The following is a 21,494-nucleotide window of genomic DNA, read 5'->3' on the forward strand; positions in this document are numbered from 1 at the left end:
CAGGCGCTATATAGCTAATGCCTGCGGCCAGCCAGCCGGCCACCCGCTAGCTGAGCACCCGCTGCACCGTATTCCGGTCCAGCGCCTCCAGCGTCAACTGCAGCAACACCGCATGCTCGCGTTGCTGATTGCGGATCTGCAGCCGTGCGATTTCCTCGTCCCGATTCCCCAGCGCCATCAGCCGCTCCAGCTCAGCGTGCATGGACTGGGGCACTTGCAAGCGAACCGCGAAGGCCTTGCGCAAGTAATCCTGCCAGAACCACTGGCGTGCCAGATAATCAGCAATGCCTTCCCGGGTTTGTCTCGCCAGGACCCTTTCACGGGCCAGGAGAAGGTCCTGCTTGCTCAAGGCTGGGATGCCTGCATAAAGCATTTCATCGGGTTGGGCAGGCAAGTCCAGCGACTTGCGCAAGCCGATTCGATAGGCCAAGGCGAATTCGATCGATTCAGCGCCCGCCCCCACCCGATAAGCATGTTCAGCGGCAATTTGTTCAAGCACCGCCAACCGCCACACCCGGGCACCGAGCTTTAGCAAGGCCCGTTCCGGCCGGGTAGATCCGCTTTGCCGCGTGCGCCATATCATCACTCGCAGTTCCAGGTCGGCAAAACGCGCGGTGGCGTTATCCTGGCAACCGGTCGCCGCAGCGTGCTCAAACAGCTCCTGCCTGAGGGCATCATGCTCCGACATCGCCTGGAGCATGTCGAACACCCGGGCCGCCAGCGCGGATGCAGTCGATGAGAAACTGAAGGCGCCCGATTCTGTCAGCATCGACAGGGTATTGAAGAACTCTTCCGATGGTTCCTCGGCCTCTAGATGGGCCCACAGTGCAGCCATTTCATCCCGACGCTCGCCAGGCAACGCATCCAGAATGCGCAACCGGTAAGGCACGCGACTGGCCTCAAGCAAATGCCAGGTTGATAGCCCATCCTGCGCGCCGCCCAGCAGGTTGCCGGAAAGCTCGACCCTGCCCGAGCGCCACAGCTGCGATCGATGAAAACCCTCGGGCAGTTCAGCAATACGGTTGCCGCTGAGATCCAGGGTATGCAGTTCTGGCGCGTCCATCAGCCCGTAGGGAAACTCGGGTATCTGCGTGTTGGACAGGTAAAGGGCATTGAGCTCGGTCATTGCGAGGACGGAAAATGCCCTGCGCAACGGGTTGTCCGAAAGGTTCAGGTACACCAGAGAGCGGCAATCTGCCAGGACCAATGCCTGGCCTTGGTCGAGCGCGATCTGGTTCCCAGACAAGTCGAGCACCTCCAGCTTCTGGACAAGCCCCAGCGGCAATGGCAAACGCCTGAGTCGGCAATGGGTGATTTCGAGGTTGCGCAAGTTGGGAAATGCCTGCAGAAACTCATCCGGAACATGCTCCACGCGCATGGAGCGCAGGGCCAGGATAGAGACGTGGGGAAAGCCCACCTGCGCGGGCAGGGCCGGCAGGTGGCCCAAGCGGCTGATCGTCTGGGTCAGCATGAAGCGCCCGTCGTCCAGTGCCGCTTGCGCTTGCAGTTCGGGCACAAGACAGCGCCAGCAGTTGATCAGGCCCTTTCTGAATTCACGCCGTGCGACCAGTTCCGATGAGAGCAGCGCGCTGCGTGCCCACTGGGTCAAGTGTCTCTTCAGCACCCCATATTGCTGCTCCAGCCTATGTAACCTGGCCTGCGCGTCGCCTGAGGCCAACCAGCGCTCGATCTGTTCGTCAGTAAAGGCCGGGTACAGGTCTCGCAACCGGGCCTGAAACGCCCTAGGCCTGTTTCGCCCTAGCGCCCCCCATAGCCTGCCGCCGGCCATGGGGTAACCAATCCGGCCATCCGCAAGCCGTTGCGGCGCAAGAAACGACCCACTGGGCTGTTCCAGCCTGAGCAGGTTCACCACGGCCTGGCGTTGGTCGAAAGCAACGTTGGTCAGTGCCAGGCGCAGCGCAGGCACAAAAGGCTGACCTTGGCCGATGGCCGCTTGTGCTACGTCGTCATAGGCTCCGGCCAACGCTTCGAACAACTCGCCTTTCTCACCGACCACGCTGTGCGTTCCGGTGCGCAGGCGGAACAGCCCATGGCGATGAAGCAGGTCAAACGTCTGCCCCGATCCCTTGACCGTCAGCAACGGCTCGCTGGCATCTGCATCGAACAACCGCCAGCCCGGCCCGCCAGCGCCCGGCACGTGCACCAGCAGGTTCAACACCACACGCGCCAGGTCGAGGTTCTGCGGCGTGTCGATGCACAGCGCCTCATACACCCGCGCCATTCGAATCCGCGCCACCTGCAACCTTGCTGCCTCGGCCATCAGCAACGGCACACGCCCCGTTTCACGCAGCAGCTGCACGTCATCCTCGCTGGCATCGCGCAGCACCTCATCTGCGGCCAAGCGGTGCAGGCTGGTAAAATCCTGCCGTAACAGGCGGCTTGTTTCCGTGTCGGGGTTCTGCTCGTCGTACAACGTCTGCAGCAGTTCCCGTCGCCCGGCCCAAGCCACATCGGCCAGCGCTGGCCCGTGCTTTCCGGCCGCCTGGGGAAGGCGCATGACCCGCGCCATCAGCAGCGGGTCTGCGGTGCCCCCTCCCTCGCGCAACTGGTCGATCAACGTACCCATCCTGCCGGCGAGCCGCACGCGTGCGACGGTGTCGACCAGCGCTGCCTCCGGTGGTCGTCCATACACATGCCATGCTCGCAGGTGCTGATCATCGAGGCCATGGATCGCCAGCGACCGGTCGATCTGCGCATCGTCAAGGTCGCTGAATGGCCCGCCCAGGCGGCGGAACAACTGGCGTGTGTCGTCCCACTCGGCGGGCTGCTCGCACCACAGCCGCCACGCACCGGCGCCATTGTGGCGCAGCGGCGGCGCATAGCCCTGATAGGGGAGCAGTTGCCACTGCTCGTCGGCGTCGTGCCAGGCCACCTCATACCAGTGCCCGTCCATGCTGATCCAGCGGCGCTCGCCCAGGCGGTGCGTACCCTGCATGTCCAGCACCGCCGCCGCTGGCGGGGTTTCGCCGCGATAGGGGCTGAGGTCTGCGTTCCACAGTTTTTCTTCCCCACTTTCCAGCTGCGCCGGTACCAGGCTGTCGACCACGCTCCAGGCGCGTCGAGCGGTGGCGACGACCGCAACGGTCGCCCCCACAGCCAGCAGCCCTTTGCCAACATTCAGCAGGTGCGCAAGTGCCGCATTGCGTTCGTTGTCCTGCCAGTCCCCTATCGCCTGGAAGGTCTGCTGTAGCAGTTCCCAGGCCATCACCCCCAACAACACCGCACCAATGCCCGGAACGAAAAGCCCTGCAACACCCAATAGCGTCCAGCCTTCAGCACGCAAACGGCGGGCGTGTTCGGCCTGGACCTCGCGATCAAGCAAGGCCACGGGCGGGGCGATGACGGCAGCATCGTCCTTGATCCACGCGACCCAGTCGTTCGCAAGGTGTTCGAACAGTGGCAGGCGATAAGCGAAGGTCTGCTCATCGAGGTCTCTGGTCGCCCAGCCCGCCACGTCATCCAGCCGCTCACTGACGGCCGAGAAAAATCGCTGGCTGTCGCGTCGGCGCACGAAGCGGTTGAAGAAACGCCGGTAGTCATCTTCGCGCAGGCGTTTGCCAAGCACCCGGCGGGCATACTCATCCAGGTCACTGCGCACGCTCCAGGGGCCATGTGGGTCACCCGGCACATAGACCAGCACGCGCTTGCTGGTGTCGAACAACACGCCATCGTCGATCACGTCCAGCACGACAATCTGCTGCAGGCGGCAACCGAACAACGCCAACTGCCGCACGCGCACCGGTGCACCTTCGAGTTTGCCGAGCCTGTCCTCAAGGCAGAGCGCGACCACCCACTGCAGTTCGTTAGCGCTCAATACGCCTTGCGCCCTGGCTTGCAAGGCATCCACCAGCATGCTGTAGCGTTGCCGTCGCGTCAGCAATCCCCTGACCTCGGGCTGCAGTACGGCATCCAGATGCGCCTGGTATTTCTGCCCAAGGTCCAGCGTGCGACACAGCCTGGCGAAGGCCGTTGCAGACAGTTCGGCACGTTTTTCGCCATGCGCATCGACCAGGCAATTACCAGGCGGCTGGTCGCGCTGCTGGTCCGCGGTGAAATTGCCCAAAGCGGCCTCGAGCAGAGGGATGTCGTAGTAGTCGTTGGCGACAACCGGAAGCCGGCTGGTGACATAATTGATCGTCGGCGAAGTGAAGGTGTACCACTGGCGAAAGTACAACCGATCGACATCAAGGCTGCCGTGGGCACCCAGCGCTTGCTGCAGCAAGGGCTGGGTAAATGCACTCAGGTTGCGTAACCGCGCCAGCGCTGAAGACAAGCCTGCGCGACAGGCCAGCAGTTCAGGCAGTGCCTCGCTCAGCAGGGTGAATTCGGCCATGCTCAGCCGCTTCATCCAGGCCGGCAGCCGCCGTGCAATGTAGTGGTCCTGGCATGCTTGTGCCATGGCAAGGGTATCGACCGCAGCCGATGGTTGACTGCTGTTGTTCTGCATCTCTGCCTCCGCGGTGACATGGAGGCACGAGTCTGAAGCGTGCAGCCTGGTGCTGACGCCTAGCTATCTACCACCCATTCAGAACAGCAGTAACTGATGGTCGGTAAGGCGAGCGAAATCATCACCGACAAAGGGCAGGATGGCATCTGCCACCGGCATCAGCTGACGGCTGATGTAGTGGTCGTAGTCGATTGCGGCCTGCAGGTTTTCCAGCGGCTCCGGGCCAGCGGTAGTGATCAGGTAACTGATCCAGCCACCACGCTGGTACTGCAGGGGGCGCTGCAGGCGCCTGTTGTAATCGTCCGCAAGCCGGGCGGCGCGCACATGTGGCGGCACGTTGCGCTGGTAATCGGCCAACGGGCGACGCAGGCGTTTGCGATAAACCAGCAGATCGTCCTGCTCGCCCGCCAACGTTCGCCGCACGTATTCACGGACATAATCTCGGTAGGGCTCGCCGCGGAACACACGGCCGTAAAGCTCCTGCTGAAACTGCCGGGCCAGCGGTGACCAGTCGGTGCGCACCGATTCGAGGCCCTTGTAAACCATCTCTTGCGAACCGTCGGCCCGCTGTACCAGGCCGGCATAACGCTTTTTGCTGCCTTCATCGGTACCGCGGATGGTGGGCATCAGGAAGCGTCGGTAGTGCACCTCGAACTGCAGTTCGAGGGCGCTCTGCAGGTTCATGGTCTCGTGCAGATGGGCTTGCCACCATTGGTTGACCTTTGCCACCAGCTCGCGGCCGATGCGCGCCGCGTCCTCCTCGGCGTGGGCACCCTTGAGCCAGACAAAGGTGGAGTCGGTGTCACCGTAGATCACATCGTAGCCACACGCCTCGATCAGGGACCTGGTCTGGCGCATGATCTGGTGGCCGCGCATGGTGATGGACGACGCCAGGCGCGGGTCGAAGAAACGGCAACCGCTGGAGCCCAGCACGCCATAAAAGGCATTCATGATGATTTTCAACGCCTGTGACAACGGCGCATTGCCCTCGCGCTTGGCTGCTTCCCTGCCCTGCCACACCCGTTCGACGATGGCTGGCAGGCAGTGCTGTGTGCGTGAAAAACGCCCACCGCGAAAGCCCTCGACCGAATGTGCGTCGTCGGGCTGACGCAGGCCTTCGATCAGCCCGACCGGGTCGATGAGAAAGGTACGGATAATCGATGGATACAGGCTCTTGTAGTCCAGCACCAGCACTGAATCGTAAAGCCCCGGGCGCGAGTCCATGACAAAACCGCCGGGGCTGGCTTCGTCCGGGCGGCTGCCAAGGCTGGGGGCGACAAAGCCAAGCCGGTGCATCTGGGGCATGTACAAATGGCAGAACGCGGCCACCGACCCACCGCTGCGGTCTACGGCCAGCCCCGTCACCGACGCACGCTCCAGCAGGAAGTCGAGTAGCCGGGTATGGGCGAAAATACGCGTGACCAGTTCGCAGTCCTTCAGGTTGTAGCGCGCCAGTGCCGGTTTGTCTTCGGCGAAGCGTCGGTTGATCTCGTCCATGCGTTGGTACGGTGTGTCGATGGCCTTGCCTTCGCCCAGCAGGGTCTGGGCAACGTTCTCCAGGCTGAACGAGGGAAAACTCCAGGTAGCCGAACGCAACGCCTCGATGCCATCGATCAGCAAACGCCCCGGCGCATCGGCAAAAACGTGACCTCCACCGGCATGGCTACGCAGGGTCATGACCGCACCGTTGCGCCCCAGGGCAAGTGGCACCTGCAACGACTTGGCGTGTTCATGCAGCAGGCGCAGGTCGAACTGCACCAGGTTCCAGCCGATGATCGCGTCCGGGTCATGCCTGGCCATCCACTGGTTGAGGCGGGTGATCAAAGCGGCGCGATCAGCGCAATACTCCAGGTCGAAGTCAAGCCCGCTGGCACCGCCGTTGGCCGGGCCGAGCATGTACACCTGGCGCTGGCCGCAACCCTCCAAGGCGATGCTGTACAGCTCGCCACGCTCGCTGGTCTCGATGTCCAACGACACCAGGCGCAGCACCGGGCGATAGCCTGGCTGCGGCTTGAGCTGGGCGTCCCGGTAAACGCCCTGCGCATCCGGCTGGCCAGTGAACTGCACCGGTGCCGTGATGAAGCGCTCCATGAGGTAACGCTCCGGCGGCCGGATATCGGCCTCGAACACGTCGATACCGGCTGTGCGCAGACGCTGTTCCAGTTGCATCAACTGGCGATGTTGGCGGGTATACAGGCCGAGCATCGGGCGATGCTCGAAGTCCTTCAGGCGCAGTGGCTTGAGCTTCGCCCCTGTTTCGTTGGCCAGCAACACACGGGCGTGCTCGGCCTGCGCCTGGGGAATGAAAGCCACCGACTCCTGCGCAGCCAGCCGCAACAGCCGCGGCCCGGCATCGGTGGCCAGCCAGAACTCCACGCAGGTGCCCTCCGGCGTATCGTGCCAATGCCGGGTCAGGACAAAACCCTGCTGCAACTCCACTGCGTCGACCTCTGGATTGTCTGTAGATGCGGTTATTCTACCTGTGTCGTGCCTGGCATGAGTGTTTTAGCGCCTGCCCGCCACAAAACCGCTTTTCCGTCCAGCCGCAGCCAGCAGCCAGGCCAAGGCAATCAACACCAGCACCACCCCGCCAAACCACGCCACGCCTGCCCCAGCCAGCAGCAATCCGCCAATGATCCCGCCCAGGGCAATGGCGCTGTTCCACACCGTCACCAGCATCGACTGCGCCACATCACCACCTTGGCCTGCTGCGTCGGCGCACGCTGTCTGCAGCAGGGTCGGGGCGCCGCCATAGGTCATTCCCCACAAGGCGATACTCAAGTACACAAGCCACGACGATGCCTGCCCCAATGCCAGCGTGGCCAAGGCAAAACCGGCCAGGCTCAGCAACACCAGCTTGCGCAGGTGTCGGTCGACCAGCAGCCCTACCAGGCCGATCCCGGCCAGCGCCGCCAGACCAAATACCATCAGCGCAGGGCCAATCTTCGCAGACATGCCCGCCGCTGCCAGCAACGGCACGATATAGGTGTAGAGAATGTTATGGCCAAGGATCCAGGTGAGGATCACCAGCAATACAATCAACACCCCCGGCGTGCGCAGTACCTGCATGGCCGACGGGCGCTTGCCGGCAGCCTGCCCCGGATAGTCGGGCACGGATCGCAACACCCACACCACCAGCAGCAACGCCACTAAGGTGACGACCACGAACGTCGCGCGCCAGCCCAACCCCGCTCCCAACCAGGTCGCAATCGGCAAACCGAGCGACAGGGCAATCGGTTGCCCGAGCATGGCCAGCGCCATGGCCCGGCCCTGCAACGGCACCGGCACCATGCGCCGGGCATGGCCAGCGATCAGGCCCCATGCCAGGCCGGCCGCAGCCCCCGTGAAAAAGCGCAGCACCAGGGTCAGCCCGTTGGAGTCCGACAAGGCCGTCAGCCCGTTGAACAGCACGAAGCCGATGATCGCCAGCAACAGCGCCCGGCGCCGATACCAGCCTTGGGTCAACGTCACCAACGGGATGGCGGTCAGTAGCGAGCCCAGGGCGTACGCCGTGACCCATTGCCCAGCCATGGCCTGGCTGATGTGCATGCCATCGGCGATCTGGTCAAGCAGACCCGCCGGCAGGGTTTCACTGAGAATGGCGATGAAACCGGTCATGGCCAGCGCCAGCAGTCCGCCTACGGGCAGACGTTCATGGCTGGCGGCCAGCAACGGTGCGGAAGAAGTCTGGGACATTGCAAATGCCTTGAGTGGGAAACAAGGCGAACAGTCTGCAGACAAGGCCATTGCGGAAAAAGACGGTTACAATGCCGCTCACCCAGGACCTCAGCGTCCGCAATCAGGAATGCGACATGGACAGCCTCAGTGGCTTCGTGGTCTTCAATCGGGTGGCCGAAACCCGCAGCTTCGTGGCCGCCAGCCAGTCACTGGGGATCAGTGCCTCGGCAGTGGGCAAGCGCGTGGCGCGGCTGGAAAGCCGCCTGGGCGTGCGCCTGTTCCACCGCAGCACACGCAGCATTACCCTCACCGCTGAAGGCGCGATGTTCCTCGAACGCAGCCGGCGCATCCTTGCCGAAATCGAGGCCACCGAGCAGGAACTGTCGCAGGCCAGCGAAACGCCGCGCGGGCGCCTGCGGGTGAGCATGCCGCAGGTGACCAGACTGGTAATGCCGGCACTGGCCGAGTTCATGGCACTGTACCCACAGGTTGAACTGGACCTGGACTTCTCCGATCGCATGGTGGATATCGTCGGCGAAGGCTTCGATGTGGTGATGCGCGGCGGGCAGCCGGTGGATTCCCGGCTAAGCGCCAAATTCCTGGGGCACTTTCAGCACCGCCTGGTGGCCTCGCCCGAGTACCTGCGCGAACGCGGCACACCCTTGCACCCACGCGACCTGGCGGCGCATAGCTGCCTGCATTATCGCTTCCCCAGCAACGGCAAGCTGGAAACCTGGCCGCTGCGCCAGGAGCATCCCGAGCAAACCTATGACATCCCCATCTCGATGGTCTGCAACCACGTCGAAACGCGCGTCTGCTTTGCCTTGAACCACCGCGGCATTACCTGCCTGCCTGACTTCAACGTGGGTCGTGAACTGGGCAATGGCTCACTGGTCAGTGTCCTCGACGACTTCATGGAACGGCGCGGCAGCTTCTATCTGCTGTGGCCGTCCGGGCGGCAGGTGCCGCCAAAGTTGCGGGTATTCATCGATTTCATGCTCGATCGGGTATTCAACCGTACAGGTAGTTGATGTCCTTGCAGACCAGCGGCGGCACCTGGCCCAGCAGGAAGTCGCGCAGCTTGTGCATCTGTCGCGCCTTGGGGCTGGCCTTGAGCCAGGTCATGTAGTACCCGTCGCCAGTGGCCACTGCGTGCTTGTACGGCGTGACCAGGCGCCCGGCCGCCAGGTCGGCACTGGCCAGCACCAGGTCGACCACCGAAATACCCAGGCCCTGCTGCGCGGCCGAGATGCCCTGGTCGAGGGTGTCGAACACCTGGCCCTGGTCGATGCTGATGTCCAGCGCGTCCATCCGCGCCAGCCAGCGCCGCCAGTCGCGGCGGTCGGGGGACGGATGCAGGAACTCGCACCGGGTCAGGTCGCTCAGGGCCGGTTGCGCCTGCGCCATGTAATCCGGGTGGCACACCGGGATGAGCCATTCATCGAACAGCTTGAAGCACTCGATATCGGCGGGGAACCGCCCACTGGCCAGGAGAATGGCGCAGTCGTAGGGCTCGGAATAGAAGTCCACGCTGTCGATGTCCATCCAGACGCTCGACAGCTGAACGGTGCAGTTGTCTTCATGCTTCTTGAACCCGTCCAGCGCCCGCAGCAGCCAGCGGACGGTGAGCGTGGACGGGGCCTTCAGGCGCAGACCATAGCGGTCCTGGCGCAGCAGTGCGCAGGCATTCTCGATGATCTTGAAGCCAACTTTGAGCTCTTGCGCCAGCAGGCGGCCGTGCTCGGTCAGGCTCAGCTTGGGCCCGCGCCGCTCGAACAGGTCACAGCCGAACATGGCTTCGAGGGTCTTGATGTGGTGGCTGACGGCCCCCTGGGTCAAGGCCAGCTCTTCCGCTGCGCGGGTAAATGAGCCATAGCGAGAGGCCACCTCGAATGCACGCAGCGCGTGCAAGGCCTGAATTCGTTCTGACATCGCGACATCCCGAGCATGAGCAAGACTAATAGTAGGTCATAGTTCCACGCGTTTTACAACGTCAAGTGTGTTCCGGAAAATGCAGGTAAATAATAAACATATCCAAGATCCTGCCTGCATATGACTGGAACGTTTACTTAATTCAACGCCTGGGGAAATCATGTTTACGGGATATGGAAATTGCTATCGCCTGGATGCGCTAGAGCTCGCCGCTGAACATGGATACAACACGCAACACTGGACTTACAAGACTGTAGAACATTTTCGCAGTGTCCTCGCCAACCCTGAGTTTCCCTGCTTGTTTGGCCGCAAGGCGGTTAACGGTGAAACCTGCCACATCCTCTTCGCCCGCGCCGAACAACTGGCTGACGATATCGCCCAAGGCCTGGCCGATTATGTGCGCACCGTCGCCCCCATCACACCCAAGCAGCGCATCGGCAGCCCGCTGGTGGTGTTCCTCGAGACAGCCACCGCCAGCAATCTGGCTGAGCAACAGGCACTGGCCTGGAAGGTGCTGCGCGGCGTGCATGCACGCGACCCCCACCCTTGGCCGCAGGGCATCCCGACCGACCCCGAGGATAACGCCTGGTCGTTCTGCTATGCCGGCATGGCACTGTTCATCAACATGAATTTTCCCGGCCACCAGCACATGAAAAGCCGCAACCTGGGCCAGCACATCACCTTCGTCATCAACCCAAGGGAAAACTTCGACGAAGTCGCCAACGCCGAAAGCGAAAGTGGCCGGCGAATTCGCGCCCGCATTCGCGAGCGCGTGCACCACTACAACGACGGCGTGGTGCCCGACACGCTTGGTGCCTTCGGCGATACCGACAACTACGAGTGGAAGCAGTATCAACTGCAGGAAGCAGGCTCGCTCAACCCGTCCCGCTGCCCGTTCCATGCCCATGCCGCACATCAGGCGACACCCGACATACAGATCGAGAACTGACCGTGAATACCGCACTCACCGCCACCTACGCCCTTACTGTCCTGCTGCTGATCGCTACCCCCGGCCCGGTGGTGGCGCTAATCGTCAATACAGCGGCCGCCTCCGGCTCACGCAAGGCCATGTTCACCGCCGTCGGCACCAACTGGGCGTCACTGGTGCTCATCGGCGCGGCGGCCTGGATCATCCTCACCAGCGCGGCCATCGACAAGGCCTGGCTCAGCATCATGAGCCTGCTTGGCTGCCTGTTCATCGGCTACATCGCCGTGGGCACATTGAAGGACGCCCTGCAGGCACCTGCGTCAGAGGCCACCAGCGACGCTGCAAAACCCACCCGTGGCGGGCTGCTGCAAGGCTTCATGGTGGGCATTTCCAACCCCAAGGACATCATTTTCTTCATCGCCTTCTTCCCTCAGTTCATCCAGATCACCGAGTCGTTCGGCAAGAGCATGGTGGTGCTGTCGCTGCTGTGGGTGGCCATCGATTTCGCCGTGCTCAGCCTGTACATCTTCGCCATCGGCAAGATCGCATCGCAACGCAGCAACCGCTTCATCAGCCTGGCCTCCGGGGTCGCCCTGCTGCTGATCGCGGCCGGCGGCCTGCTGTACAACTTCAAGGAACTGACGGCCTGAAACCCATGCGCAGCAGACGACGCAACCGCAGGAGAGAGCATGACCGCGATTGACACAAGCCCGCTTCCTTCGCCGTTGCAACAGGACTACCAGCGTTTCCTACTGCTGGGTAGCCGCCGTGCCCCACACACCGTGCATGTGCACGAAACCGGCTACCGCTCGGGCACCATCAATACCGATGCCTTGGGCCTGCGCTACAGCCATTGCGCCGGCAAGCGCTTTTCGCCGGCCGAACGTGGCGGCGCCTCGCGGGTCAACCTGCTGGTCGGCGGTTCCACGGCCCTGGGTATCGGCGCCAGCTCCGACGAGCACACCGTGGCCTCGCACCTGTCGATGCTCACCGGCGAGGTCTGGCTGAGCCTGGCCGGCTGCGGGCTCAATGCCAGCCAGGAGCTGCTGATGTTCCTCACCCACCAGCATCGCCTTGGCCAGTTGGGGCATGTGGTGGTGCTCAGCGGCCTCAACAGCCTGGCTCACGAAGCCCTGAGCGAAGTCCTCGCCAGCGCTGGCGACCCGCAACACGCCCAGGCTTACCAGGATTATCTCAACAGCTTCAGCGAAGGCATGCAGCCCGCTGCTGTACCCCGCCGGCACTCGCTGTGGCGGCGCATCGCCCAGGCCTTGGCCAGCCCTGAGGTCGCAGCCCCGGCCAGCTGGCCCCTGTCGTCCCCGGAAAAACGCCTGGCCCGTGCCGCCGACAACATTGGCCGCACCTTGCGCCAATGGGAGCGGCTGCTGGCCGACAGCCACGCCACCCTCACCTTCATCCTGCAACCGTTGCTCCCCTGGTGCCGGGACACCCTGCCCGCTGGCGAGCAGGCCATGCTGGCCGCGCTGGAGCGAAAACCGGCGAACTTCGACCGGCTGCTGGACGGCGCTTTCGACAGCCAGTTGCACTCGGCGTTTTTCCGCCGCATCAAGAACCAGGCCGACCCCGTGCCCTGCTACGACATGAACTGCATGCTCAACAGCTCGCCAGTGTTCGGTGCCGACCTGTTCATCGACCGCCTGCACCTCAACGACCTGGGCAACAATGCATTGGCCAAGGTGATCACCGCCAAGCTTGGCCTGGCCCAGGAAAAACACGGCCAGCGCAAGGTCACGCCGATCAGGCTGGCCTGACAATCGTCGGATGGTCTTCCGGGCAGGCCCCTTGGGTGGCTAGAATACGTCGTCGTTCCGATCTGCCCGAGGCGCACGCTTGACCGCCATGAACATCGAAGCCGTCCATCTGCACCTGGCCATCAACGGGGTGTGCCTGTGAGCCTGGTGCGACGCCTGCCCCCATTGCTGATCGCCCTGATGCCGCTGGCTGCGCACGCGCTGGAGGTGAGCATCGACCCTCATGCCGACCTGCTCTACCGTCAGGCCCTGCCCCTGCTGGAGCAGGCCGACAACCAGGATGACGGCGCCAGCACGCTGCGCACCGCCATCGGCGGCGACCCCGAGCTCAGCCGCCAAGGGCAGGCCCTGGCGCATACCCTGCCGACAGCGGTTGCCCTGCTGAAAAAATCGGTCGAGCTCGGCCACCCGGTCGCACAGTACCGCCTGGCGCTGTACTACATGACCTATCTGCCAGCTGCGCAAATTCCGGAGGCCGCCTGCCCGTTGCTCCAAGCCAGCCTTCAGCAAGGCTTTGCCGCACCGGCGCCCGCCATCGCTACCTGGTGCAGGCCCTACAACGCCAGCAGTGAGTACCGCGCAGCGCTGGAGGCCATTCCCAGCATGGCCACGGTCTACGCCCCCTACTATCCGCAACCGGCCACCCGCCTGGCCTGCAACCGCAGCCGCCCGCAAGGGCTGGAAATGCTCTGGGGGCGTCAGCGCGACTACCAGGCCGAAGTGTACCGGCTGCTCGGCGACCTCGACCCACAGCACCGCCTGAGCCTGCTGCAGAAGGCCGTGGAGATCAACGGCTGCGTGACGGCGCAGCAGCACCTGAGCAGTCATCCCTGAGCTTCGCCTGGACGCACAGGTTGAACTGCCGCGTGCAGACCACGGGCATGACTTGAGAGCAAGATCGTTCAAGCCACACGCCCGCCCGTCTGGCATGCTGGCCTGCCACGTAAACGTACTGCAGCCATCATGCCCCACGTCGCCCGCCAAGCCTTTCTACACGGCGCCATCGCCATTCTCCCGCTGTCCCTGGCTGTCGCCCCCTGGGGCTTGTTGGCTGGCTCCATGGCCATCGAGGCCAACCTTAGCGCCTGGCAGGGGCAAGGGCTGTCGGCCATCGTCTTTGCCGGCGCCGCGCAACTGGTCGCCATCGGCATGCTAAAGGGGGGTGCCAACCTGGCATCGATCCTGCTCACCACCCTGCTGCTGACCTCGCAGCACCTGCTCTATGGCCTGTCGATGCGCCCGGTACTGTCCAGCCAGCCGCTGCGCTGGCGCTTGGGCCTGGGCTTTCTGCTGACTGACGAATTCTTTGCCCTGACCAGTCAGTACGACCAGCAGCAGTTCAACCGCTGGTACGCCTTGGGGGTGGGCCTGACCTTCTACGTCGCCTGGAACCTGTTTACCCTTGCCGGCATCCTGCTGGGCCAGAGCATTCCGCACCTGGACCAGTTCGGCCTGGACTTCTCTATCGTCGCCACCTTCGTCGCCCTCATCGCCCCACTGGTGCGCAACCTGGCCACCGTTGTGTGCGTGGCCGTGTCGTTGTTCAGTTCGGTACTGTTCAGCTATTGGCACTGGGAGACCGCCCTGGTCGCCGCAGGCCTGCTGGGCATGAGCGCCGGCTTCATCTGCCAGAAATTTGCCGGAGCCCGCACATGACCTGGATGCTGATTTTCGCCATGGGCGCCATCGTGTTCCTCAACCGCTATGCCTTTCTGGAACCACGCCTGCCCTTGCGCCTGAGCTCCAACGCCCGGCAGTTCCTCGGCTTTGCCGTACCGGGGATGCTCACTGCCATCTGCGGCCCGATCATCTTCATGCCCGAGCACCAGCTCAACCTGAGCCTGCTCAACCCTTACCTGCTGGGTTCGCTGGTGGCCATCGCCCTGGTGTTGTTGACCCGTAGCGTGTTGCTGAGCATGCTGGTGAGCATGTTGATCTTTTTCATCCTGCGCAGCTGGCTGGCATGACCACGCCCCTGCGCGAGCAGACACACCTGTGGCAGGCGCCAGCCCTGGGCGACGTCGAGATGCTGCACGCGCGGTATTTCCAGCAGCGCTTCGCCCCACATGTGCACGAAGGCTTTGTATTCACCGTGATCGAGTCCGGCGCCCAGCGCTTCTGGCATCGTGGCAGCGAGCACCTGGCGCCGGTCGGCAGCATGGTACTGATCAACCCGGACGAGCTGCACACTGGCGCCACTGCCCACGAAGCGGGCTGGCGCTACCGCGGCTTCTATCCTGAGCACGAGCGTGTCACCGGGGTGCTGGACGAACTGGAGCTTGGCCGCCACGGCATGCCGAGCTTCAGGGACAGCGTGATCCACGACCCGGCCCTGGCTATCGCCTTCAGCCAGCTGCACCAGCTGTCCGAGGCCGGCGCCAGTGCCTTGCAGCAGCAGACTGCCTGGCGCCAGGCGGTGCTGGCCCTGGTGCAACGGCACGGGCAATGCGCCGAGCCTTCGGCCCCTGGTCAAGAACCCCTGGCCGTGGCCCGCGCCCGCGAACTGTTGGAAAGCCAACTGGCAGACCCACCCTCACTGGAAGCGCTGGCGGCAGCAGTCAACCTGTCGCCGTTCCACTTCGCCCGGGTGTTTCGACAGGCGACAGGCCTGCCGCCGCACGCCTGGCTGAAGCAGCGCCGCCTGGCGCGCGCGCGGGAAATGCTGAAGAGCGGGCGGGTGGCTTCAGAAGTGGCGTTCGCCCTGGGTTTCGCCGACCAGAGCCATTTGAGCCGGCAATTCAAGCAGGCTTACGGGGTTTCACCGGGGGCCTATCGGCAAGCTTGCGTCAGCCCAAACGTGGCCACCCGGCTACTCACAATCCCAACGCCAGTTGCAGCGGATCCCGCATGTGCCGTCGAATCCTGACGGCAACCACAAGCAGGGCTACACCATCCCTCTGCTACACTGAGATGGCTGAAATGGAGGATCCTGCCATGTCCGAAAGAGAGCTCACCACCCTCCTGTCGCTGATGAACCAGCGTCAGGCCTGCCTGAGCAGTGCCTGCAAGGAGATTGCCGACTGGATCGACCGGCAGGGCGACATGCCCGCCGCCGGCAAGATCCGCGCAAGCCTCAAGGCCCTGGAGGCCGATGAGGCACAGGTTCGCAAGACCTTGACCTCGCTGACCCTCGACAGGCCGCTGCCCAGGTTTCGCAGCTGAGCGAGAGGGGGGCTGCTGTGCAGCCCCAACGTTTCCAGCCTGTCAGTGATTCATGTGCATGTGGTCATGCCCGGCACCCGCTTCGGCATTGAGCGCGCGCACTTCGGCCTGCACATCCAGGGTTTCCTGGGCGCCCTTGGCATCTTCGATGGTCAGGGTCAGCGGCACTTTCTCGCCTTCCTTCACCTGGTTGGCCAAGCCCATCAGCATGACATGCAGGCCATTCGGGTCCAGGGTCACGGCCTTGCCAGCTGGCAGCTGGACGGCTTTCACTTCACGCATGCCCATGACGTCACCGTTCATGGTCATTTCATGCACCTGCACGGTCTTGGCCACGGGCGACGCCACGCTTACCAGCTTGCTGTCGCTGCTGGCGGTCAGGGTCATGAACGCACCGGTGGACTGCTGGTGCGGCACGCTGGCACGTACCCAGGCGTCGCTTACGGTAGTCTGGGCAAAGGCAGGGAGCGCCAGGCCCACCAGGACCAGGGCAGCCAGACCGCGCTTGATCGGTAGCATCGACATTCAGCAAATCTCCATCAGGGTGACCAGGTCTTCGGCGCATTCCTTGGCGTTCAGGGAATGACCCAGGCTCAGGCGCAGGGTGCCACGTGTATCGTAGACGTAGCTGGTGGACGAATGAGAAATGGTATAGGTGTCCCCGGCCGGGACTTTCTCGTAGAACACCTTGAATTCCTTGGCTACCGCGGCAATTTCTTCCGGTGTACCCGTCAGCGCGATGAACGTCGGGTCGAAGGCCTTGACGTAGGCATCCAACACCTCGGGGGTGTCGCGCTCCGGGTCCAGGGTGATGAACACCACCTGGAACAGGTCGCGATCACGGCCCCGCAGGGTCTTGCGGATCTGCGCCGCACGCGCCAGGGTGGTGGGGCAAACCGCTGGGCACTGGGTGAAGCCGAAGAAGATCATCGGCATGCTGCCGTAGAAGCTCGACAGGGTGCGCACGTTGCCTTGCGGGTCCTTGAGGCTGAACTTGCGCCCTAGGATTTCGTTGCTCATGTTCTTGCCGTACTTGAACTCGAGCCCCCGGGCCGGGCTGCAGCCTGCAAGCAGGCCAAGCCCGAGAACGCCCATGCCGGCGACTACTGCCCGCCGGCTATATAGATCATTCATGAAACCATCCTTTACAGGGAAGGTGCCGGCCCTCGGGATGGGCCGGTCGAAAACCGGGGCATTCTGGCATGACACCCAGAGGGGTTCTACCCGACCAAGGCGGTGGTGGCCTGCAGCCCTTTGATTACGGGCTGCGGCCTGTTGTCGCAGGGGTTGAAACCGTAACACTTTGTTGCTAGGGAGGCGCCTTCAACTCAGTAGTAGGCGTTTTCTTTCTGGCTGTGGTCAGTCACGTCACGCACGCCCTTGAGCTCCGGAATGCGCTCGAGCAGGGTGCGCTCGATGCCTTCCTTCAGGGTGACATCGGCCTGGCCGCAACCCTGGCAGCCACCACCGAACTGCAGCACGGCAATGCCGTCGTCGACCACGTCCACCAGGCTTACCTGGCCGCCATGGCTGGCCAGGCCCGGGTTGATCTCGGTCTGCAGGTAGTAGTTGATGCGCTCGTTGATCGGGCTGTCTTCGTTGACCATCGGCACCTTGGCGTTCGGTGCCTTGATGGTCAGCTGGCCACCCATGCGGTCGGTGGCATAGTCGACCAGGGCATCCTCCAGGAACGGCACGCTGACCGCGTCCAGGTAGGCGGTGAAGCTCTTCAGACCCACGGCGGTGTCGTCAGGCTTCTCTTCGCCCGGCTTGCAGTAGGCAATGCACGTCTCTGCGTACTGGGTGCCCGGCTGGGTGATGAAAATGCGAATGCCGATGCCAGGCGTATTCTGCTTGGAAAGCAGATCGGCCAGGTAGTCATGGGCGGCGTCGGTAATGGTTATAGCGCTCATGTAGGTTCCTCACAGACTTGCCGCCAAGTGTACGCCAACCCGGCCCTTGAACAAAGTCCTAGTATTTGACTCGGGAAAGCGCATATTCCGCCGCCGGCTCCCGCGGCGCCGCCAGCCAGGCTTGCATGCGCCGGTACAGGCCGCGCTCCAGCCAGCGGTAGCTGAACCACGACATTAGTCCAATGGACGGCACGCACAGCGCGAACACCAGGTAGGGGTTCAGGTGCAGGCGCTGGCTGGCGAACCAGCCGGCATACAGCACCAGCACATGGATCAGGTACACCGAGTAAGAGCAATCACCCAGCGCCTTGAGCAACCGGTTGCCCTTGAACCACGGCTCCAGGGCAATGAACGCCAGCACGATCATCGCGCTCGGCACGCCCCAGTGCAGCAGCCGCTGCGACGCATCCAGGTGGTAGATGGCCAGGCCTGCCACCACCAGCACCAGCAGCGGCAACCCGCGGCCCTCACGGATCAGCCCACGGCGATACAGCACGCCCAAACCGATGCCGAGCAGGAACTCATAGATGATGTCGTTGTTGTAGAAACGGCTGAGCACACCCAGCCGCCCCAGCACCTCGCTGACCAATAGCAGCGCGGCAGTGACCAGCAGCAGGTGGTGCCGCTGACGCACCAGAAACGCCAGGCCGAACAGCAGGTAGAAGAACATTTCGAAGTTCAGCGTCCAGCCCACGTTCAGCGTCGGGTAAAGGCCATACCCACCGGGGTTCTCCGCCGGGACGAAGACCAGCGACAGCAACAGATGGTGCCAGGTGAATTCCTGATGCGGCATCCATTGGCTGAAGGCCAGCAACAGTATGCTCATCAGTGCTGTGTAGAACCAGTAAGCCGGAACGATGCGCAGAACGCGGTTGAGCAGGAACTGACGCGGCTCGATCGCCTTGTCGCGGGTCGACAGGTAGATGACCAGCCCGCTGATGACGAAGAAGATGTCGACGCCCACCGCACCGCGGTCGGTGAGCAGCTGGCCGATAGGGCCGGTGGCGTGGAAGTCGAAGAAGATCTGCATGAAGTGGTGGCAGACCACCACCCAGGCGGCGAACGCCCGCAGTGCCTGAAGCGAATACAGCATGAAATACCCTGCGCTTGGCTGTGCATTGAGGCCCGGTGAGCGCACCGCGCTCGTTCGCGCGGCTGACCCGCGAAGGGGGCTGCACACCAGCCCCCGGACCACCCACCTTTTCCGACCGCAGGTAGGTCGGAAAGGTCAGCCAACCCGATCAGAGGTTTTCGTAGCGGTTCATGTCCAGCACGCCCGCCTCGACCGGTTCGGTCTCCTTGATATAGCTGTTCAGGTCATGGAAGTAGCGCCAGAACTCAGGGTGACTGCGACGCACACCCCAACGCATGACAATGCGCTCGAACTTCGCCGCATCATCCTTCGCATACTCCATGTCTTCGACAAACTCCGCCACATCGCTGGTCGGGATGTTGAAGATGAAGTTGGGGTAGCTGCTGAGCACGCCCGGGTACAGGGTCAGCGTGTCAAGGCCAGGCTGGTAGCGGTAGGCTTCCCCCAGCAGGAACGCCACATTGCTGTGCGCGCGGTTGCGCAGCAGGCTGTACACCTGGCGCTGACCGCCCTGCCCTTCGATGCGCAGCATGGTTGCCTCAGGCAGTTGGTTGATCACCTTCAGCCCGGCAGCCGGGCGCGAGACCAGACGGCTCAGCGACTGCTCGGCATTGCGAAACTCTTCGCTGGACTGCGGCCGTGAGCAGAACGCGCCCTGGCAGCGGTTGATCGGATCCGGCGCGGCGTTCAGGCTCCCGGTGCGCTGCAGCAGCTTCAGGCCGAAATCGCGCTTGGGGTTGCGCGGGTCGAGCTTGATGCCGCTCGGGGTGTCGGTGTCGATGTCTTCATAATCCATCCACATCTTCACCTTGCCGCTGTTCTGGTACCAGTCACCCAGGATCGCCTTGCGCTGGTCGGCCGGCATCAGGCGCAAGAAGTTGACCTCGGCACCGTTGCGGATCAGGTCGAAGTACAGCCGCGTCTGCAACTGGTGCGAAACATTGCCGTACACATCGAAGTTGACCGCCAGCTGGTAGTAGGTGCGTTCGAACAGCGGGTAGTCGAACAACCACACGGTCAGTGGCACGTCACCGATCAGACCCTTGGTGACCGATGCGCTGTCGAAGTGGCGGAAGATGCTGAGCAGTGCATTGTCGTTGCCGGCCCACAACGTTGACCATCCCGGTGCCGGCATTTCGGCATAGGCTTCTCGGCGCAGTTTCTCGTACTCGTTACGCTTGTCGCGGTAGGCGTGCCACAGGCTCAGCACGCTGCCCACGTCATCGATCTGGCCAGGCATGGCCAGCAACGGCGTGGCCTCACCACGGTACTGGGCATCGGTGATGTAGCGGTCGTGGGCCGGCTCCTGGAACAGCGCCCAGAAATTGTCCCGGATCACGTCGGTAGCGATCTGCCCACGGCAAACCGGGCCACGGATGAACGTGCGCACGAAATACTCGGCGTTATCCAGCATGAACTGGTAGCGCGCGACCGCCGGGATCGCTTCGAAGGTTTCGAACGGGTTGGCGCGGTGGCGAGGGCCATAACCAGGCAGCGCACTGGCATGCCAGTCGCCCGCGTAGAACAGCTGCTTCACACGCTTGAGCTTTTGCGGCCCCATCGGGTAGGTGATGTGCGTCTTGTGCACGATCACGCCCTGCACCGGGATCAACCGGTAATAGAAGTCGGTGCCCGGCGGGTCATTGGGCCGCCGCGTAGCGATGATGTCGACCGGCTTGCCGCTTGGGGTGCGTGACCGCACCCACTGGAAGAAGTGGCCTTGCTCACCCCCAACAAAGTAGATGTGCGCCAGGAACAGGTGTTCGTACAGCCAGCGGCCAACCAGCGCCTCGGTTGAACCCGGGCGGTTGAGCAGTTCTTCCCAGTCGGCGATCTGCCTGGCTTCGTTCGCGCTAGGCTGGATTGGCTGGTACTCCACCGGCGCACCTGCGGCCAGCCAGCGGCGCATCGTGTCGTATTCCTTGTCGGTCAACCCGGTTACCGCCAGCGGCATGCCCTCCTTGGGGTGTGCGCCGGCGTACGCGTCGAACTCATGCGGCAATGGGCACATGTTGTTGCGGTTCAGGCCCAGGACGATTTCCTCGGGCAACTTGGCGTTGGGCGTGAGTGGGGTCTTGTGCCCCAGCTCGAGCATGCGCGCCATCAGCGCGGCCTGGCTGCCCTGGTTGTCGAGCACCGAGTAGAAGCCCTTCTTGCGCCACTCACCCTCGCTGTGGGCATCGTAGAACAGCCGTGTGGTAGGCACCGCCTGGCTGCGCTCGCCCTGGTACACCGGGACCTTGCTGGCCCCGCGCACCGCGCCTTCGGGGCTTTCCAGCTTGAGCTGGCAGGCGGCGTCGTTGCAGGCGTGGCAGGCCACGCACTTCTCGGTAAAGATCGGTTGAATGTCCCGGGTGTAGGAAATAGCCGGGCTCGACTGGGGGGCTTGCCCGAACACCGCGCCGCTGATAAGCAGGGCGAAAGCGCCGGCAAGGATACGATGCACCATGTGCGGAAAGTCCTGGTTCTTGAAAGCCATCACGAGTTGTTGCCTGGTCGTCCCTGGGTGCCGAGCCTCGCAGGCGCCGCCCAACATGAGCAAATTTCA

Annotated in this window: 18 protein-coding genes; 9 read left to right on the forward strand and 9 right to left on the reverse strand. The window is 63.3% G+C overall.

From position 1 onward, the window contains the following. Nucleotides 1-46 precede the first annotated feature (46 nt). The 3 genes from E8E68_RS04335 to E8E68_RS04345 all read right to left on the reverse strand — a co-directional run bounded on the left by E8E68_RS04335 (nt 47) and on the right by E8E68_RS04345 (nt 8,164). Nucleotides 47-4,468: an NEL-type E3 ubiquitin ligase domain-containing protein gene (locus E8E68_RS04335; protein WP_280339885.1), complete on the reverse strand. Its 4,422-nt coding sequence runs from the start codon at nt 4,466-4,468 to the stop codon at nt 47-49. A gap of 78 nt (nt 4,469-4,546) precedes the next feature. After that, nucleotides 4,547-6,907, reverse strand: coding sequence for a DNA polymerase II (locus E8E68_RS04340; protein ID WP_280339887.1), 2,361 nt, complete (start codon nt 6,905-6,907; stop codon nt 4,547-4,549). A 66-nt stretch (nt 6,908-6,973) separates the two neighbouring features. Then, nucleotides 6,974-8,164 carry an MFS transporter gene (locus E8E68_RS04345; RefSeq protein WP_280339889.1) on the reverse strand — a complete coding sequence of 397 codons (1,191 nt, stop codon included), beginning with the start codon at nt 8,162-8,164 and terminating at the stop codon, nt 6,974-6,976. 116 nt (nt 8,165-8,280) lie between these two features. Between E8E68_RS04345 and E8E68_RS04350 the strand changes: the two genes are divergently transcribed. Beyond that, a complete protein-coding gene (locus E8E68_RS04350) occupies nt 8,281-9,177 on the forward strand; it encodes a LysR family transcriptional regulator (protein WP_266030481.1) in 897 nt (298 codons plus the stop codon). On the opposite strand, the gene E8E68_RS04355 is transcribed toward E8E68_RS04350, so the two are convergent. Next, the gene (locus E8E68_RS04355; RefSeq protein WP_280339892.1) at nt 9,158-10,078 is read right to left on the reverse strand and encodes a LysR substrate-binding domain-containing protein; all 921 of its coding nucleotides are present in this window, start codon (nt 10,076-10,078) and stop codon (nt 9,158-9,160) included. The two genes, E8E68_RS04350 and E8E68_RS04355, sit on opposite strands and share 20 nt — an antisense overlap. A 160-nt stretch (nt 10,079-10,238) precedes the next feature. Between E8E68_RS04355 and E8E68_RS04360 the strand changes: the two genes are divergently transcribed. From E8E68_RS04360 to E8E68_RS04395, 8 genes are all read left to right on the forward strand, one after another. Further along, complete coding sequence (locus E8E68_RS04360) at nt 10,239-11,027, forward strand: YqcI/YcgG family protein (RefSeq protein WP_280339894.1); 789 nt, start codon at nt 10,239-10,241, stop codon at nt 11,025-11,027. A 2-nt stretch (nt 11,028-11,029) separates the two neighbouring features. Further along, entirely contained in the window at nt 11,030-11,656 is a 627-nt protein-coding gene (locus E8E68_RS04365) for a LysE family translocator (protein WP_110745060.1), read from the forward strand. Nucleotides 11,657-11,695: 39 nt separating this feature from the next. After that, the gene (locus tag E8E68_RS04370; protein WP_266030296.1) at nt 11,696-12,778 is read left to right on the forward strand and encodes a hypothetical protein; all 1,083 of its coding nucleotides are present in this window, start codon (nt 11,696-11,698) and stop codon (nt 12,776-12,778) included. A gap of 138 nt (nt 12,779-12,916) precedes the next feature. Then, the gene (locus E8E68_RS04375; protein WP_110745058.1) at nt 12,917-13,612 is read left to right on the forward strand and encodes a sel1 repeat family protein; all 696 of its coding nucleotides are present in this window, start codon (nt 12,917-12,919) and stop codon (nt 13,610-13,612) included. Between the two features lie 129 nt (nt 13,613-13,741). Next, nucleotides 13,742-14,434, forward strand: coding sequence for an AzlC family ABC transporter permease (locus tag E8E68_RS04380; protein WP_110745057.1), 693 nt, complete (start codon nt 13,742-13,744; stop codon nt 14,432-14,434). Then, nucleotides 14,431-14,745 carry an AzlD domain-containing protein gene (locus E8E68_RS04385; RefSeq protein WP_266030300.1) on the forward strand — a complete coding sequence of 105 codons (315 nt, stop codon included), beginning with the start codon at nt 14,431-14,433 and terminating at the stop codon, nt 14,743-14,745. Before E8E68_RS04380 ends, E8E68_RS04385 begins: the two co-directional genes overlap by 4 nt. Continuing rightward, complete coding sequence (locus E8E68_RS04390; RefSeq protein ID WP_266030301.1) at nt 14,742-15,644, forward strand: AraC family transcriptional regulator; 903 nt, start codon at nt 14,742-14,744, stop codon at nt 15,642-15,644. Before E8E68_RS04385 ends, E8E68_RS04390 begins: the two co-directional genes overlap by 4 nt. 68 nt (nt 15,645-15,712) lie before the next feature. Then, nucleotides 15,713-15,940 carry a hypothetical protein gene (locus E8E68_RS04395; protein ID WP_023381060.1) on the forward strand — a complete coding sequence of 76 codons (228 nt, stop codon included), beginning with the start codon at nt 15,713-15,715 and terminating at the stop codon, nt 15,938-15,940. A gap of 42 nt (nt 15,941-15,982) precedes the next feature. Here the strand turns inward: E8E68_RS04395 and E8E68_RS04400 are convergent, their stop codons facing one another. The 5 genes from E8E68_RS04400 to E8E68_RS04420 all read right to left on the reverse strand — a co-directional run bounded on the left by E8E68_RS04400 (nt 15,983) and on the right by E8E68_RS04420 (nt 21,395). Next, nucleotides 15,983-16,465, reverse strand: a complete 483-nt coding sequence (locus E8E68_RS04400; RefSeq protein WP_110745053.1) for a copper chaperone PCu(A)C — start codon at nt 16,463-16,465, stop codon at nt 15,983-15,985. Next, on the reverse strand, nt 16,466-17,074 hold the full coding sequence (locus E8E68_RS04405; protein ID WP_110745052.1) for an SCO family protein: 609 nt from the start codon (nt 17,072-17,074) through the stop codon (nt 16,466-16,468). 194 nt (nt 17,075-17,268) lie between these two features. After that, nucleotides 17,269-17,853, reverse strand: coding sequence for a Fe-S biogenesis protein NfuA (gene nfuA / locus E8E68_RS04410; RefSeq protein ID WP_003250416.1), 585 nt, complete (start codon nt 17,851-17,853; stop codon nt 17,269-17,271). A gap of 58 nt (nt 17,854-17,911) precedes the next feature. Next, nucleotides 17,912-18,946 carry an acyltransferase gene (locus E8E68_RS04415; protein ID WP_110745051.1) on the reverse strand — a complete coding sequence of 345 codons (1,035 nt, stop codon included), beginning with the start codon at nt 18,944-18,946 and terminating at the stop codon, nt 17,912-17,914. Nucleotides 18,947-19,094: 148 nt separating this feature from the next. Next, nucleotides 19,095-21,395, reverse strand: coding sequence for a fatty acid cis/trans isomerase (locus E8E68_RS04420; RefSeq protein WP_280339935.1), 2,301 nt, complete (start codon nt 21,393-21,395; stop codon nt 19,095-19,097). Nucleotides 21,396-21,494: the final 99 nt, after the last annotated feature.

Origin of the sequence: Pseudomonas sp. BN607, from assembly GCF_029871175.1 — a bacterium.
In the GTDB taxonomy this organism is placed as follows: Bacteria; Pseudomonadota; Gammaproteobacteria; order Pseudomonadales; family Pseudomonadaceae; genus Aquipseudomonas.

Bases quoted from the DNA above. Each gene is read 5' to 3' on its own strand.
- E8E68_RS04335 (WP_280339885.1), bottom strand. From the start codon at position 4,468: ATGCAGAACAACAGCAGTCAACCATCGGCTGCGGTCGATACCCTTGCC.
- E8E68_RS04345 (WP_280339889.1), bottom strand. From the start codon at position 8,164: ATGTCCCAGACTTCTTCCGCACCGTTGCTGGCCGCCAGCCATGAACGT.
- E8E68_RS04350 (WP_266030481.1), top strand. From the start codon at position 8,281: ATGGACAGCCTCAGTGGCTTCGTGGTCTTCAATCGGGTGGCCGAAACC.
- E8E68_RS04355 (WP_280339892.1), bottom strand. From the start codon at position 10,078: ATGTCAGAACGAATTCAGGCCTTGCACGCGCTGCGTGCATTCGAGGTG.
- E8E68_RS04360 (WP_280339894.1), top strand. From the start codon at position 10,239: ATGTTTACGGGATATGGAAATTGCTATCGCCTGGATGCGCTAGAGCTC.
- E8E68_RS04370 (WP_266030296.1), top strand. From the start codon at position 11,696: ATGACCGCGATTGACACAAGCCCGCTTCCTTCGCCGTTGCAACAGGAC.
- E8E68_RS04380 (WP_110745057.1), top strand. From the start codon at position 13,742: ATGCCCCACGTCGCCCGCCAAGCCTTTCTACACGGCGCCATCGCCATT.
- E8E68_RS04385 (WP_266030300.1), top strand. From the start codon at position 14,431: ATGACCTGGATGCTGATTTTCGCCATGGGCGCCATCGTGTTCCTCAAC.
- E8E68_RS04390 (WP_266030301.1), top strand. From the start codon at position 14,742: ATGACCACGCCCCTGCGCGAGCAGACACACCTGTGGCAGGCGCCAGCC.
- E8E68_RS04395 (WP_023381060.1), top strand. From the start codon at position 15,713: ATGTCCGAAAGAGAGCTCACCACCCTCCTGTCGCTGATGAACCAGCGT.
- E8E68_RS04400 (WP_110745053.1), bottom strand. From the start codon at position 16,465: ATGTCGATGCTACCGATCAAGCGCGGTCTGGCTGCCCTGGTCCTGGTG.
- E8E68_RS04405 (WP_110745052.1), bottom strand. From the start codon at position 17,074: ATGAATGATCTATATAGCCGGCGGGCAGTAGTCGCCGGCATGGGCGTT.
- nfuA (WP_003250416.1), bottom strand. From the start codon at position 17,853: ATGAGCGCTATAACCATTACCGACGCCGCCCATGACTACCTGGCCGAT.
- E8E68_RS04415 (WP_110745051.1), bottom strand. From the start codon at position 18,946: ATGCTGTATTCGCTTCAGGCACTGCGGGCGTTCGCCGCCTGGGTGGTG.
- E8E68_RS04420 (WP_280339935.1), bottom strand. From the start codon at position 21,395: ATGGTGCATCGTATCCTTGCCGGCGCTTTCGCCCTGCTTATCAGCGGC.